This is a genomic window from Acidovorax sp. SUPP950 (assembly GCF_030158935.1).
Taxonomy (GTDB): domain Bacteria; phylum Pseudomonadota; class Gammaproteobacteria; order Burkholderiales; family Burkholderiaceae_C; genus Paracidovorax.
In genome coordinates, this window is record NZ_BQXE01000002.1 from 762,854 (window position 1) to 775,545 (window position 12,692).

13 protein-coding genes are annotated in these 12,692 nt (G+C 65.5%); 5 read left to right on the forward strand and 8 right to left on the reverse strand.

The genetic code is table 11. The features are described from left to right. Positions 1–36: 36 nt before the first annotated feature. From leuC to grpE, 5 genes are all read right to left on the reverse strand, one after another. Entirely contained in the window at positions 37–1,458 is a 1,422-nt protein-coding gene (leuC, locus tag AVME950_RS12605; RefSeq protein ID WP_272567918.1) for a 3-isopropylmalate dehydratase large subunit, read from the reverse strand. A gap of 39 nt (positions 1,459–1,497) precedes the next feature. Next, positions 1,498–2,433 (reverse strand): LysR family transcriptional regulator, encoded by a 936-nt coding sequence (locus AVME950_RS12610; protein ID WP_284430077.1) that lies wholly within the window; start codon positions 2,431–2,433, stop codon positions 1,498–1,500. Between the two features lie 150 nt (positions 2,434–2,583). Continuing rightward, a complete protein-coding gene (dnaJ, locus tag AVME950_RS12615; protein ID WP_272567922.1) occupies positions 2,584–3,729 on the reverse strand; it encodes a molecular chaperone DnaJ in 1,146 nt (381 codons plus the stop codon). 88 nt (positions 3,730–3,817) lie between these two features. Beyond that, on the reverse strand, positions 3,818–5,773 hold the full coding sequence (dnaK, locus tag AVME950_RS12620) for a molecular chaperone DnaK (protein ID WP_284430078.1): 1,956 nt from the start codon (positions 5,771–5,773) through the stop codon (positions 3,818–3,820). A gap of 104 nt (positions 5,774–5,877) precedes the next feature. Further along, positions 5,878–6,438, reverse strand: a complete 561-nt coding sequence (grpE, locus tag AVME950_RS12625) for a nucleotide exchange factor GrpE (protein WP_272567926.1) — start codon at positions 6,436–6,438, stop codon at positions 5,878–5,880. Between the two features lie 218 nt (positions 6,439–6,656). Here grpE and rpsF point away from each other — a divergent pair, with 218 nt between their 5' ends. The 5 genes from rpsF to dnaB all read left to right on the forward strand — a co-directional run bounded on the left by rpsF (position 6,657) and on the right by dnaB (position 9,702). Then, on the forward strand, positions 6,657–7,034 hold the full coding sequence (rpsF, locus tag AVME950_RS12630) for a 30S ribosomal protein S6 (RefSeq protein WP_272551597.1): 378 nt from the start codon (positions 6,657–6,659) through the stop codon (positions 7,032–7,034). Between the two features lie 16 nt (positions 7,035–7,050). Further along, complete coding sequence (gene priB, locus AVME950_RS12635) at positions 7,051–7,341, forward strand: primosomal replication protein N (RefSeq protein WP_272551598.1); 291 nt, start codon at positions 7,051–7,053, stop codon at positions 7,339–7,341. An 18-nt stretch (positions 7,342–7,359) separates the two neighbouring features. Next, complete coding sequence (rpsR, locus tag AVME950_RS12640) at positions 7,360–7,641, forward strand: 30S ribosomal protein S18 (RefSeq protein ID WP_011794373.1); 282 nt, start codon at positions 7,360–7,362, stop codon at positions 7,639–7,641. 12 nt (positions 7,642–7,653) lie between these two features. Further along, a complete protein-coding gene (gene rplI / locus AVME950_RS12645) occupies positions 7,654–8,106 on the forward strand; it encodes a 50S ribosomal protein L9 (protein WP_272551600.1) in 453 nt (150 codons plus the stop codon). A 183-nt stretch (positions 8,107–8,289) separates the two neighbouring features. Beyond that, positions 8,290–9,702 carry a replicative DNA helicase gene (dnaB, locus tag AVME950_RS12650; RefSeq protein ID WP_284395760.1) on the forward strand — a complete coding sequence of 471 codons (1,413 nt, stop codon included), beginning with the start codon at positions 8,290–8,292 and terminating at the stop codon, positions 9,700–9,702. Between the two features lie 94 nt (positions 9,703–9,796). Here dnaB and AVME950_RS12655 read toward each other — a convergent pair whose 3' ends face one another. The 3 genes from AVME950_RS12655 to AVME950_RS12665 form a co-directional block, all read right to left on the reverse strand. Next, positions 9,797–10,162 carry a hypothetical protein gene (locus AVME950_RS12655; RefSeq protein ID WP_284430079.1) on the reverse strand — a complete coding sequence of 122 codons (366 nt, stop codon included), beginning with the start codon at positions 10,160–10,162 and terminating at the stop codon, positions 9,797–9,799. 16 nt (positions 10,163–10,178) lie between these two features. Then, entirely contained in the window at positions 10,179–11,990 is a 1,812-nt protein-coding gene (locus AVME950_RS12660; protein WP_284430080.1) for a PhoH family protein, read from the reverse strand. A gap of 154 nt (positions 11,991–12,144) precedes the next feature. Continuing rightward, positions 12,145–12,630 (reverse strand): peroxiredoxin, encoded by a 486-nt coding sequence (locus tag AVME950_RS12665; protein ID WP_272551605.1) that lies wholly within the window; start codon positions 12,628–12,630, stop codon positions 12,145–12,147. Positions 12,631–12,692: the final 62 nt, after the last annotated feature.

Sequence of the window (12,692 nt, forward strand, 5' to 3'; positions counted from 1 at the left end):
AGTGTCCTTGGGGTGAATGGAATGCAGCCGGGGCGCTCAGGCGAACTGGCGCACGTCCACGAAGTGGCCGTGCACGGCGGCCGCGGCGGCCATGGCCGGCGAGACCAGGTGGGTGCGTCCGCCCGCGCCCTGGCGGCCTTCGAAGTTGCGGTTGCTGGTGGAGGCGCAGCGCTCGCCGGGCTCCAGGCGGTCGGCGTTCATGGCCAGGCACATCGAGCAGCCGGGCTCGCGCCATTCGAAGCCCGCGGCCTTGAAGATCTCGTGCAGGCCTTCGCGCTCGGCCTGCTCCTTCACCAGGCCGGAGCCGGGCACCACCATGGCCAGCTTGATGTTCTTGGCGACCTTCTGGCCCAGCTTCTTGACCACGGCAGCGGCTTCGCGCATGTCCTCGATGCGGCTGTTGGTGCACGAGCCAATGAACACCTTGTCCACGAAGATGTCGTTCAGCGCCTTGCCGGGCTCCAGGTTCATGTAGGTGAGCGCGCGCTCCATGGCGCCGCGCTTGTTGGCGTCCTTTTCCTTGTCGGGATCGGGCACTCGGGCATCCACGCCCAGCACCATCTCGGGCGAGGTGCCCCAGGTGATCTGCGGCACGATGTCCGCGGCGTTCAGCGTGACCACCGTGTCGAAGTGCGCGTCGGCATCCGACTGCAGCGTCTTCCAGTAGGCGACCGCCTGGTCCCATTCCACGCCCGAGGGCGACAGCGGCCGGCCCTTCACGTAGTCGATGGTCTTGTCGTCCACCGCCACCAGGCCGGCGCGCGCGCCCGCCTCGATGGCCATGTTGCAGACCGTCATGCGGCCTTCGATGCTGAGGGCGCGGATCGCCGGGCCGCCGAACTCGATGGTGTAGCCGGTGCCGCCCGCCGTGCCGATCTTGCCGATGATGGCCAGCACGATGTCCTTGGCCGTCACGCCGGGCGCGACCTGGCCGTCCACGCGGATGAGCATGTTCTTGGCCTTCTTGGCCAGCAGGGTCTGCGTGGCCATGACGTGCTCGACCTCGCTGGTGCCGATGCCGTGCGCCAGCGCGCCGAAGGCGCCGTGCGTGCTGGTGTGGCTGTCGCCGCACACCACCGTCATGCCGGGCAGCGTGGCGCCGTTCTCGGGGCCGATCACGTGGACGATGCCCTGGCGCTTGCTCATGAACGGGAAGAACGCCGCCGCGCCGACCTCGGCGATGTTCTTGTCGAGCGTGGTGATCTGCTCCTTGCTGATCGGGTCGGTGATGCCGTCGTAGCCCCGCTCCCAGCCGGTGGTGGGCGTGTTGTGGTCCGCCGTGGCGACGATGGAGCTGACGCGCCAGACCTTGCGGCCGGCCTGGCGCAGGCCCTCGAACGCCTGCGGACTGGTCACTTCGTGCACCAGGTGGCGGTCGATGTAGAGGATGGCGGTGCCGTCCTCCTCGGTGTGGACGACGTGCTCGTCCCAGATCTTGTCGTACAGGGTGCGTCCCATGGCGGTCTCTTTGGTGGGTTTCAGGTGGGGTGGATGATTTTAGGAAGGCTCGGGCGGGGCAGGTGGCACCAAGTGTTCGACCAGCAGCCGGGCCGTGACCGGCAGGGTGTCGAAGTCGCGGGCCACCAGGCGCAACTCGCGCTGGCCCCAGGGTTCGTCGAGCGCGACGGACTGCAGCCGGCCCACGCCGCGCATCAAAGCGAAGGCCCGGTCCGGCAGCAGGCCCACGCCCAGGCCGTTGTCGATCATGCGGCACATGGCGTCCAGCCCGGTGACCTGGATGCGTTGGCGCAGCGGGCGCCCGGCCTGCGCGGCCGCCTGTTGCATGGCCAGGCTGATGCTGCTGTTGGCCTGCAGGCCGACGATGTCGCAGTCGAGAATTGCTTCAAATTTGATAGCGGCATGCCGGGACAATGCATGCCCCTGCGGCACGACGAGCACCAAGCGGTCGCTGCGGTAGGGGCGGCTTTGCAGGCCCTCGGGTTCGGCGGCGGCGCCGGTGTGGCACAGCCCCAGGTCGGCCGCGCCCTCGCGCACGGCTTGCAGCACGTCGGGGCTCAGGTGTTCCTGCAGGTCGATCTTGACCTGGCTGTGCGCGCGGGCGAAGGCCCCCAGGTCCTCGGGCAGGAACTGCACGATGGCCGAGATGTTGGCGTGCATGCGCACATGGCCGCGCACCCCGTCGGCGTACTCGCTCAGTTCGCCTTGCATGCGCTCCAGGCCGAACAGCACGGTGCGGGCGTGGTGCAGCAGGCTTTCGCCAGCGGGCGTGAGGGTGACGCCGCGGCTGTGCCGGTAGAGCAGGGCGGTGTCCACCGCGGTTTCCAGGTCGGACAGGCGCTTGCTGACGGCGGAGGCGGCGATGAATTCCCGCTCCGCCGCGCGGCCGATGCTTCCCAGCTCGCAGACGGCCACGAAGAGCTGCAGCGAGGTGAGGTCGATTCGGCGCGCAAAACTGCGCTCGGAGCTTTTCATCGTGGTTGGAGAATTCTCTGAATCAGAGAGTTACCGTATTTTCTCCCATGAAAATGCCGCGAGCCATCGTGGTATGCGATGGCTTTGCTGCCCATTCACGCAAAAAAACGGCGCCCGAAGGCGCCGTTGGCGGTCAAGGCCTGGCTGCGATCAGCTGAACAGGTTCTTCAGCCGGTCGGTCCAGCTTTCGCCGCTGGGCGAGTGCTTGGCGCCGCCTTTCTTGAGCGACTCCTCCAGTTCGCGCAGCAGCTTGCGCTGGTGCTCGGTCAGCTTGACCGGCGTTTCGACCGCGATGTGGCAGTACAGGTCGCCGGGGTAGCTGGCCCGCACGCCCTTGATGCCCTTGCCGCGCAGGCGGAACTGCTTGCCGGCCTGGGTGCCTTCGGGAATGTCGATGGCCGCCTTGCCCTGCAGCGTGGGCACTTCGATCTCGCCGCCCAGCGCGGCCGTGATGAAGCTCACCGGCACCTGGCAATGCAGGTCGTCGCCGTCGCGCTCGAAGATGTCGTGCTTCTTCAGGCGGATCTCGATGTACAGGTCCCCCGGCGGGCCGCCGTTGGTGCCCGGCTCGCCGTTGCCGGTGCTGCGGATGCGCATGCCGTCGTCGATGCCGGCGGGGATCTTCACTTCCAGCGTCTTTTGCTTCTTGACCTTGCCCTGGCCGTGGCAGGTGGTGCAGGGCTCGGGAATGATCTTGCCCGTGCCGCGGCAGTGCGGGCAGGTCTGCTGCACGCTGAAGAAGCCCTGGCGCATCTGCACCGTGCCGGCACCGGCACAGGTGGTGCAGGTCTTGGCACTGGTGCCCGGCTTGGCGCCGCTGCCGTGGCAGGTCTCGCACGACTCCCAGGAGGGAATGCGGATCTGCGCGTCCTTGCCCTTGGCCGCCTCCTCGAGGGTGACCTCCATCGCGTAGCTCAGGTCGTTGCCGCGATAGACCTGGCGCCCGCCCTGGCCGCGCCCGCGCGCCCCGCCCTGGCCGAACATGTCGCCGAAGATGTCGCCGAAGGCCTCGGCAAAGCCACCGAAGCCTTCCGCACCCGCGCCGCCGGGGCCGCGCATGTTCGGGTCCACGCCCGCGTGGCCGTACTGGTCGTAGGCGGCCCGCTTCTGCGGATCGGAGAGCATTTCATAAGCCTCTTTGGCTTCCTTGAACCGCTCTTCGGCAGGCTTGGCCGCGTCACCCTGGTTGCGGTCAGGGTGGTGCTTCATCGCGAGCTTGCGATAAGCCTTCTTGATCTCTTCGTCCGAGGCGTTCTTTGGAACGCCCAGAACTTCGTAAAAGTCTCTCTTGGACATGGTCTTTCCGAGCTCGGTTGGAACAGGAACGCCGCGCTGGCCCCTGTGCAGGGCCCGGCGCGGCGGCTAGTCGGGCACGCGAGCGCGCTCAGCCTTTCTTCACTTCCTTCACTTCAGCGTCCACCACGTTGTCGTCGTGCGGCGCTGCGCCGGCGGAGGACGAGGCACCGCCCTGGGGCGCTGCACCTTCCGTGCCACCTGCTGCCGCAGCCTGGGCGGCCTGCGCTTCGGCGTACATCTTCTCGCCCAGCTTCTGGCTGGCGGTCATCAGCGCGGTCGTCTTGTCGTCGATGGCGGCCTTGTCCTCGCCCTTGAGCGCGTCTTCCAGGGCCTTGACGGCGGACTCGATCTGCTCCTTCTCGGCCGCATCGAGCTTGTCGCCGTGCTCGGCCAGGCTCTTGGTCACGCTGTGCACGGCGGCTTCGCCCTGGTTGCGCGCCTGGACCAGTTCCAGCTTCTTCTTGTCGTCGGCCGCGTTCAGTTCGGCGTCCTTCACCATCTTCTGGATCTCTTCCTCGGACAGGCCCGAGTTCGCCTTGATGGTGATCTTGTTTTCCTTGCCGGTGCCCTTGTCCTTGGCGCCCACGTGCAGGATGCCGTTGGCATCGATGTCGAAGCTCACCTCGATCTGCGGCACGCCGCGGCCTGCCGGCGGAATGCCTTCCAGGTTGAACTCGCCCAGCAGCTTGTTGGCGCTGGCCAGTTCGCGTTCGCCCTGGAACACCTTGATCGTCACGGCCGGCTGGTTGTCGTCGGCGGTCGAGAAGGTCTGCGCGAACTTCGTCGGGATCGTGGTGTTCTTGCTGATCATCTTGGTCATCACGCCGCCCAGCGTTTCGATGCCCAGCGACAGCGGCGTCACGTCCAGCAGCAGCACGTCCTTGCGGTCGCCCGACAGCACCTGGCCCTGGATGGCGGCGCCCACGGCCACGGCTTCGTCCGGGTTCACGTCCTTGCGCGGGTCCTTGCCGAAGAACTCCTTGACCTTGTCCTGCACCTTGGGCATGCGGGTCATGCCGCCGACCAGGATCACGTCATGGATGTCCGACACGCTGATGCCGGCGTCCTTGATGGCCGTGCGGCAGGGGGCGATCGTGCGTTCGATCAGCTCTTCCACCAGCGCTTCGAGCTTGGCGCGCGTGAGCTTGATGTTCAGGTGCTTCGGGCCCGAGGCGTCCGCCGTGATGTAGGGCAGGTTGATGTCGGTCTGCGCGCTGTTGGACAGCTCGATCTTGGCCTTCTCGGCCGCTTCCTTCAGGCGTTGCAGGGCCAGCACGTCCTTGGACAGATCGACGCCCTGGTCCTTCTTGAACTCGGAAATGATGTAGTCGATGATGCGCTGGTCGAAGTCTTCGCCGCCCAGGAACGTGTCGCCGTTGGTGGACAGCACTTCGAACTGCTTTTCGCCGTCGACGTCGGCGATCTCGATGATGGACACGTCGAACGTGCCGCCACCCAGGTCATACACGGCGATCTTGCGGTCGCCCTTTTCCTGCTTGTCCAGGCCGAAGGCCAGGGCCGCGGCCGTGGGCTCGTTGATGATGCGCTTGACGTCCAGGCCCGCGATGCGGCCGGCGTCCTTGGTGGCCTGGCGCTGGGCGTCGTTGAAGTACGCGGGCACCGTGATGACGGCTTCCGTCACCGGCTCGCCCAGGTAGTCTTCGGCGGTCTTCTTCATCTTGCGCAGGATGTCGGCGCTGACCTGCTGGGCCGAGATCTTGTTGCCGCGCACTTCGACCCAGGCGTCGCCGTTGTCGGCCGCCGTGATCTTGTAGGGCATCAGGTCGATGTCCTTTTGCACTTCCTTCTCGGTGAACTTGCGGCCGATCAGGCGCTTGATCGCGTACAGCGTGTTCTGCGGGTTGGTGACGGCCTGGCGCTTGGCCGAGGCGCCGACCAGCACTTCGCCGTCTTCCTGGTACGCCACGATGGAGGGCGTGGTGCGCGCGCCTTCCGAGTTCTCAATCACCCGCGTGGTGTTGCCTTCCATGATGGACACGCAGCTGTTGGTGGTGCCCAGGTCGATACCGATGATTTTTCCCATGTTGTTCTCCGAGATTTTGAAAAAGATTTGGATGCCGATAACTTGTGGATAACTTGGCCGGCTTCAAGCCGTCGCCGTCAGTTTTTCTTTGGGTCGGCGGGTGCTTACTTGGGCGCGGACACCGTGACCAAGGCCGGGCGCAGCACGCGCTCGGCGATCACGTAGCCTTTTTGCAACACGGACACCACCGTGTTGGGCTCCTGGTCGGCCGGCACCATGCTGATGGCCTGGTGCTGGTGCGGGTCGAACTTGTCGCCCGCATTGGGGTTGATGGCCAGCACCTTGTTGCGCTCCAGTGCGGAGGTGAGCTGGCGCAGCGTGGCGTCCGAGCCTTCGCGCAACTGTTCGATCGTGGCGTCCTTGATGGCCAGGGCCGCGGCCAGGCTATCGGCCACGGGGAGCATGCTTTCCGCGAAGCTCTCGATGCCGAACTTGCGGGCCTTGGAGATTTCCTCCTCGGCGCGGCGGCGGGCGTTCTCGGCCTCGGCCTTGGCGCGCAGGAATTGGTCGGCGAGATCGGCGCTCTTGGCCTTCAGCTCGGCCAGTTCGCCCTGCAGGCGGCCCAGTTCATCGGAGGCATGTGCCGCCATCGCGGCTTCGACTTCTTCAGGAGAGGGGGAGGCGTCCCCATGAGAGGCGGTGGCTGGATTGTTTTGATCGGACATGTCGATTTCTTCTGAAAGTGAACGGTACGCGCGGCAAATGGGTGCCACCCGGCGGATTTCAAGCGAAAAGGCGACGTTTGCACGCAGATGCGTCGGGCTGGCGTCGGTCTCGGCCGGCGTGAGTGTACAAGCGACAGGCCTTGAGGCTATAATCGCCGGCTTTGCCTTGCCACACCGCTTCTAGACGCAGCGGGTGGTTTCATCCACAAGGAGTTTGCATGCGTCACTACGAAATCATTTTGTTGATCCATCCGGATCAAAGCGAACAAGTTCCAGCCATGCTGGAGCGCTACAAGGGCATGATCGTCGCCGGCGGCGGCAAGGTGCACCGCGTGGAAGACTGGGGCCGCCGTCAACTGGCGTACCTGATCAACAAGCTCGCCAAGGCCCACTACCTGTGCGTGAACATCGAAGCCGACCAGGCCGTGATGGCGGAACTGGAGCATGCCTTCAAGTTCAACGACGCCGTGCTGCGCCACTTGACGGTTCAAAAGAAGAAGGCCGACACGGGCCCTTCCTCCATGATGAAGACCGTCGAGCGCGAAGAAGCCCGCAAGGCCAGCCAGGCCGAGTTCGCCGCTTCGGGCGAGCGCTGATCCATCGACTGGAGGAGTGGAAAACCACGTTGTCCTCACCGCCTGTATCGCCGAGGCTCAGGCCCTGCGCTACACGCCCGCTGGCCTGCCGGCCCTTGATCTGAAGCTCGAACACGGGTCTCAGCAGCAGGAAGCCGGTGCACAGCGCGAGGTCAAGGCGGTCGTGAAGGCCATTGCCTTCGGCACGCTCGCAGAGCGGCTGGCAAGACAGGCGCTCGGCAGCCTCTGGATCTTCCGGGGGTTTCTGGCGACATCGCGCAACGGCAAGGGGCTGGTGTTCCACATCCAGGATATTCAACAAGATTAATTTTCAAGAGGTCCGAAAATGGCCACGTTCAAGAAGTTCAACAAAGACAAGCGCCCGAAGCGCAACACCCAGTCGCTGCTGTTCAAGCGCAAGCGCTTTTGCCGCTTCACCGTCGCTGGCGTCGAAGAGATCGACTACAAGGATGTCGACACGCTGCGTGACTTCATCGCCGAAAACGGCAAGATCATCCCCGCACGCCTGACCGGCACGCGCGCCATCTACCAGCGTCAGCTGAACACCGCCATCAAGCGCGCGCGCTTCCTGGCCCTGGTGCCTTACAGCGACCAGCACAAGATCTAAGGAGCAACAGTCATGCAAATCATCCTGCTCGACAAGGTTGTGAACCTCGGCAACCTCGGCGAAATCGTCAAGGTCAAAGACGGCTACGCCCGCAACTTCCTGATTCCTTCGGGCCGCGCACGCCGCGCCACCGAATCCGCCAAGGCTGAATTCGAAGCCAAGCGCGCCGAACTCGAAAAGGCCGCTGCCGCGAAGCTGGCCGAGTCCCAGGCCCAAGGCGAAAAGCTCGGTGGCACGACCATCAAGCTGACGCAAAAGGCTGGCGTGGACGGCCGCCTGTTTGGTTCCGTGACCAACCACGACATCGCCGAAGAGCTGAACAAGCAAGGCTACAAGGTCGTTAAGTCGCAGATCCGCCTGCCCAACGGCCCGATCAAGGTCGTCGGCGACAACACGGTGAGCGTGGCACTGCACACCGACGTGGTGGTGGACGTGACCGTGTCGGTCTACGGCGAAACCGCTTAACGAAAAGCGCTGCCTCTGGCATCGACCGCGAAGCCGCCCTCGGGCGGCTTTCGCGTTTCTGGCCTGCTGTTCCATGCACCGGTCACCCACCGCCTGTGAACAGCTTGTCCACAGACTTGTCATCCCAGTCTTCCATCTGCCTGACGGTAATTCACCGCGCCCGCCGCGAGAGGACCTTTTGCCATGACCCTCGAGTCCCTTTCCATCGACGAGGATTTCGCTCCGGCGCCGGACCGCGAAGTCGCCCAGCTGCGCGTGCCGCCGCATTCCCTGGAGGCCGAGTCCAGCGTGCTGGGCGGCCTGCTGCTCGACAACATGGCCTGGGACCGGGTGGGCGACCTGCTGGTGGACGGCGATTTCTACCGGCACGAGCACCAGCTCATCTATTCGGCCATCGGTGCGATGGTGAACGCCAGCAAGCCCGCCGACGTGATCACGGTGTACGAGCGGCTGCAGGGGCTGGGCAAGGCGGAGGAGATCGGCGGGCTGGCCTACCTCAACAGCCTGGCGCAGTACGTGCCAAGCGCGAGCAACATCCGGCGTTATGCCGAGATCGTGCGGGAGCGTTCGATCCTGCGCAAGCTGGTCACGGCCAGCGACGAGATCGCCACCAACGCCTTCAACCCCAAGGGCAAGCCGGTCGAGCGCATCCTGGACGAGGCCGAGCAGAAGATCTTCGCCATCGGCGAAGAAGGCTCGCGCATGAAGCAGGGTTTCCAGTCGCTGGACACGCTGGTGGTGGACCTGCTGGACCGCGTCCAGGAAATGGCGGACAACCCCGTGGACGTCACGGGCGTGCCCACGGGTTTCGCCGACCTGGACCGCATGACATCGGGCCTGCAGGCGGGCGACATGGTGGTGCTGGCGGCGCGGCCGTCCATGGGCAAGACCTCGTTCGCCGTGAACATCGCCGAACACGTGGCGCTCAACGAAGGCCTGCCCGTGGCCATCTTCTCGATGGAAATGGGCGCGGCGCAACTGGCGGTGCGGATCGTGGGCTCAATAGGCCGCGTGAACCAGGGCAACCTGCGCACCGGCAAGCTGACCGACGAAGAATGGCCGCGGCTGACCGAGGCCATCGAGCGCCTGCGCACGGTGTCGCTGCACATCGACGAGACGCCGGGCCTCACGCCCAGCGAGCTGCGCGCCAACGCGCGCCGGCTGGCGCGCCAGTGCGGCAAGCTGGGGCTGATCGTGGTCGACTACCTGCAGCTCATGAGCGGCTCGGGTTCGTCCAGCTCGGACAACCGCGCCACCGAACTGGGCGAGATCTCCCGGGGCCTCAAGATGCTGGCCAAGGAACTGCAGTGCCCGGTGATCGCGCTGTCGCAGCTCAACCGCTCGGTGGAGCAGCGCACCGACAAGCGGCCGATGATGTCCGACCTTCGCGAATCCGGCGCCATCGAGCAGGATGCCGACATCATCATGTTCATCTACCGCGACGACTACTACAACAAGGACAGCAAGGAGCCGAACGTGGCCGAGGTCATCATCGGCAAGCAACGGAACGGCCCCACCGGCACGGTGAAGCTGTTCTTCCAGAAGAACCAGACGCGCTTCGAAAACCTCGCCATGGGCTCCGGCGACGATTTCTAGGCGCCTGGGGTCAAAAAGGCCGCCAGCGCATATCCTTCTAGGGCATATTGCTATGAATTAAATAGCAAACACGTGGAATGCGGTGCGGCCCCAGTCAGTTGCCGCCCAGCGCCCAGGCCAGCAGCCCCACGGTGGCGACGCCGGTCAGTGCCACGGCGATCGTCAGGCGCTGGCTGCGCACCCGCAGCGCATCCACCGTGCGCACGAGCTGAGCGTTCTGCTCGGCGAGCGAGCCGATCAGCACGGCCGACGCCTGCTGCTCGGCCTCCAGCGCCTGAACCCGCTGGCGCAGTGCGGCCAGGCCGTCCTCCGTGCCATTGGGCAGGGGCGCGGCGGCGGCTGCCGGCCCTTTCTGCGTCTGGCCCAGCAGCCGCCGGGCGGCCTGCAGGATCTGAGGCGTCGCCTCGATCACGTCGCCCCAGGGCACCAGTTTCAGCGCGGTCATCCATCCCACGGCCATTACCGGGTGCTCCCGCTCACAGCACTTCGCTGGCGAAGTCCGCCAGGCGTGAGCGCTCGCCGCGCGCCAGGGTGATGTGGCCGCTGTGCGGCCAGCCCTTGAAGCGGTCCACCGCGTAGGTCAGGCCGGAGGAGCCTTCGGTCAGGTACGGCGTGTCGATCTGCGCCAGGTTGCCCATGCAGATGATCTTGGTGCCCGGGCCCGCCCGCGTGATGAGCGTTTTCATCTGCTTGGGCGTGAGGTTCTGCGCCTCGTCGATGATCACGTACTTGTTGAGGAACGTGCGCCCGCGCATGAAGTTCATGCTCTTGATCTTGATGCGGCTGCGGATCAGCTCGTTGGTGGCCGCGCGGCCCCATTCGCCGGCGTTGCCGCCGTCGCCCTTGGCCAAAAATTCCAGGTTGTCGTCCAGCGCGCCCATCCACGGGCCCATCTTTTCCTCTTCGGTGCCGGGCAGGAAGCCGATGTCCTCGCCCACGCTCACCGTGGCGCGGGTCATGATGATCTCGGTATAGCGGCGCTCGTCCAGCACCTGCGTGAGGCCCGCGGCCAACGCCATCAGCGTCTTGCCGGTGCCGGCCGTGCCGGTGAGGGTGACGAAGTCCACCTCCGGGTCCATGAGCAGGTTCATGGCGAAGTTCTGCTCGCGGTTGCGGGTGTTCACGCCCCAGATGGCGTTCTTGGCCGAGCCGTAGTCCTTGAGCGTCTGCAGCACCGCCGTGCGGTCGCGGATCTCGGTCACGCGGGCGAACAGGCTGGGCTCGCCGGGCGCCTCGAAGTACACGAACTGGTTGATCATCAGCTGCGGCACGATCGGTCCGCCGATGCGGTAGTACGTGTGCACGCCGCTCTGCCAGCTTTCCACGTTCTTGCCGGTCTTGATCCAGAAGTCGGCCGGCAGCGCGAGCAGGCCGGAGTACAGCAGGTCGCCGTCTTCGAGCGTCTTGTCGTTCTGGTAGTCCTCGGCGTTCAGGCCGAGCGCGCGCGCCTTGACGCGCATGTTGATGTCCTTGGACACCAGCACGACTTCGCGCGGGGCATGCAGCTTGCGCAGCGCTTCGACGACGCCCAGGATCTGGTTGTCGGCCTTGCCCTGTGGCAGGCTGGTGGGCAGGCTGTAGTCAAGCGGCGCCGTCTGGAAATACAGGCAGCCGCCGGCCGCGCGCTGGCCGGTGGAGTCGAGCTTGAGCCCGCGCGCGATGTCGGCGCCCTGCGCGGCGGCCAGGGCGTCGAGCGTGCGGCTGGCCTGGCGTCCGTTGCGGGCGACCTCGGTCATGCCTTTCTTGTGGCCGTCGAGCTCTTCGAGCACGATCATCGGCAGGAAGATGTCGTGTTCCTCGAATCGGAAGAGGCTGGTCGGGTCGTGCAGCAGCACGTTGGTGTCCAGCACGAACATCTTCTTGGGGCCATTGCTGCGCACCTTGCGGCTGCGCGCGCTGGATGCCGCAGCGGGGGCTGGTGCGGGCTCGGGCGCGGCGGTGCGTGCCTGCACCGGCTCGGCCAGGGCGGACTCACGGGCCTGCACCGGCGCAGGGGCCGGTGCGGCGCGGCGTCGCGACGGCGCGCGCTGCTCGGGTTGCGGCGGTGCCTCGCTGGCCACTGGCGCGGGTGCACGCGCGGCAGTGCTTTCAGTGCGGGGTGCCGCATCGCGGGCGGACGGGGCCGTGCGCGCGGGCCTGCGGGTGGAACGGGTGGCGGGAGGGTTGGCGGGTTCGAAGGCTTCGACCGGTTCGTCAACGGCGGTCAGGTCCGCACGGGCCGCGGTCTGGTGGTAAGCATCCGGAGAAAGCAGCGCGGCGCGCCGGGTGGGGGCGGGGGGCAGGGGCATGGTGCAATGGCCTCGATGGGATGTTCAGAAAGCAAAAAGCCGCCTGGAGGCCAAGGCGGCTTTTGGGTGAGGGGAGGGCGTTGCGTTTCTCAGCAGCATCGACCCATTATGCATGCTCCCCATGACGGGCCGCGGCAGCCTGCCGCAGCCGGCTTCAGGCAGCTTTCTTGAGGGCCTTGATGGACTTCACGGCCTTGAGCACTTCGTCCACATGGCCCGGCACCTTGAGGCCGCGCCATTCGTGGGCGAGGATGCCGTCGGGGCCGACCAGGAACGTGCTGCGTTCGATGCCCTTGACCTTCTTGCCGTACATGATCTTGTTCTTAACCACGCCGAACATGTGGCACATTTTTTCTTCGGTGTCGGCAATCAGTTCGAACGGGAGTTCGAGCTTTTCCTTGAAGTCGTCGTGCGACTTCATGTTGTCGCGCGACACGCCGAAGACGGCTGCGCCGGCCTTGACGAAATCTTTGTACTTGTCGCGGAACTGCATGGCTTCGGTGGTGCAGCCAGGGGTGTTGTCCTTGGGATAGAAGTACAGAATCAGAACCTGGCCAAGATGCGAGGTATTGGAGACCTTGATCCCCCCGGTCGCGTTGGCTTCAAATTCAGGTAGGGGTTTGTTGACAACGATCGCCATGGCACTCAATCTCTCAGGATGAAAGTCGTTGAAAAGCCGGGGGAGCGGTGTGTGTTATTGCT

Excerpts from the sequence above, each read along its gene's own strand:
- rpsF (WP_272551597.1), top strand. The coding sequence starts at position 6,657 with ATGCGTCACTACGAAATCATTTTGTTGATCCATCCGGATCAAAGCGAA.
- dnaB (WP_284395760.1), top strand. The coding sequence starts at position 8,290 with ATGACCCTCGAGTCCCTTTCCATCGACGAGGATTTCGCTCCGGCGCCG.
- rpsR (WP_011794373.1), top strand. The coding sequence starts at position 7,360 with ATGGCCACGTTCAAGAAGTTCAACAAAGACAAGCGCCCGAAGCGCAAC.
- dnaK (WP_284430078.1), bottom strand. The coding sequence starts at position 5,773 with ATGGGAAAAATCATCGGTATCGACCTGGGCACCACCAACAGCTGCGTG.
- grpE (WP_272567926.1), bottom strand. The coding sequence starts at position 6,438 with ATGTCCGATCAAAACAATCCAGCCACCGCCTCTCATGGGGACGCCTCC.
- AVME950_RS12655 (WP_284430079.1), bottom strand. The coding sequence starts at position 10,162 with ATGGCCGTGGGATGGATGACCGCGCTGAAACTGGTGCCCTGGGGCGAC.
- leuC (WP_272567918.1), bottom strand. The coding sequence starts at position 1,458 with ATGGGACGCACCCTGTACGACAAGATCTGGGACGAGCACGTCGTCCAC.
- AVME950_RS12610 (WP_284430077.1), bottom strand. The coding sequence starts at position 2,433 with ATGAAAAGCTCCGAGCGCAGTTTTGCGCGCCGAATCGACCTCACCTCG.
- AVME950_RS12665 (WP_272551605.1), bottom strand. The coding sequence starts at position 12,630 with ATGGCGATCGTTGTCAACAAACCCCTACCTGAATTTGAAGCCAACGCG.
- rplI (WP_272551600.1), top strand. The coding sequence starts at position 7,654 with ATGCAAATCATCCTGCTCGACAAGGTTGTGAACCTCGGCAACCTCGGC.
- AVME950_RS12660 (WP_284430080.1), bottom strand. The coding sequence starts at position 11,990 with ATGCCCCTGCCCCCCGCCCCCACCCGGCGCGCCGCGCTGCTTTCTCCG.
- dnaJ (WP_272567922.1), bottom strand. The coding sequence starts at position 3,729 with ATGTCCAAGAGAGACTTTTACGAAGTTCTGGGCGTTCCAAAGAACGCC.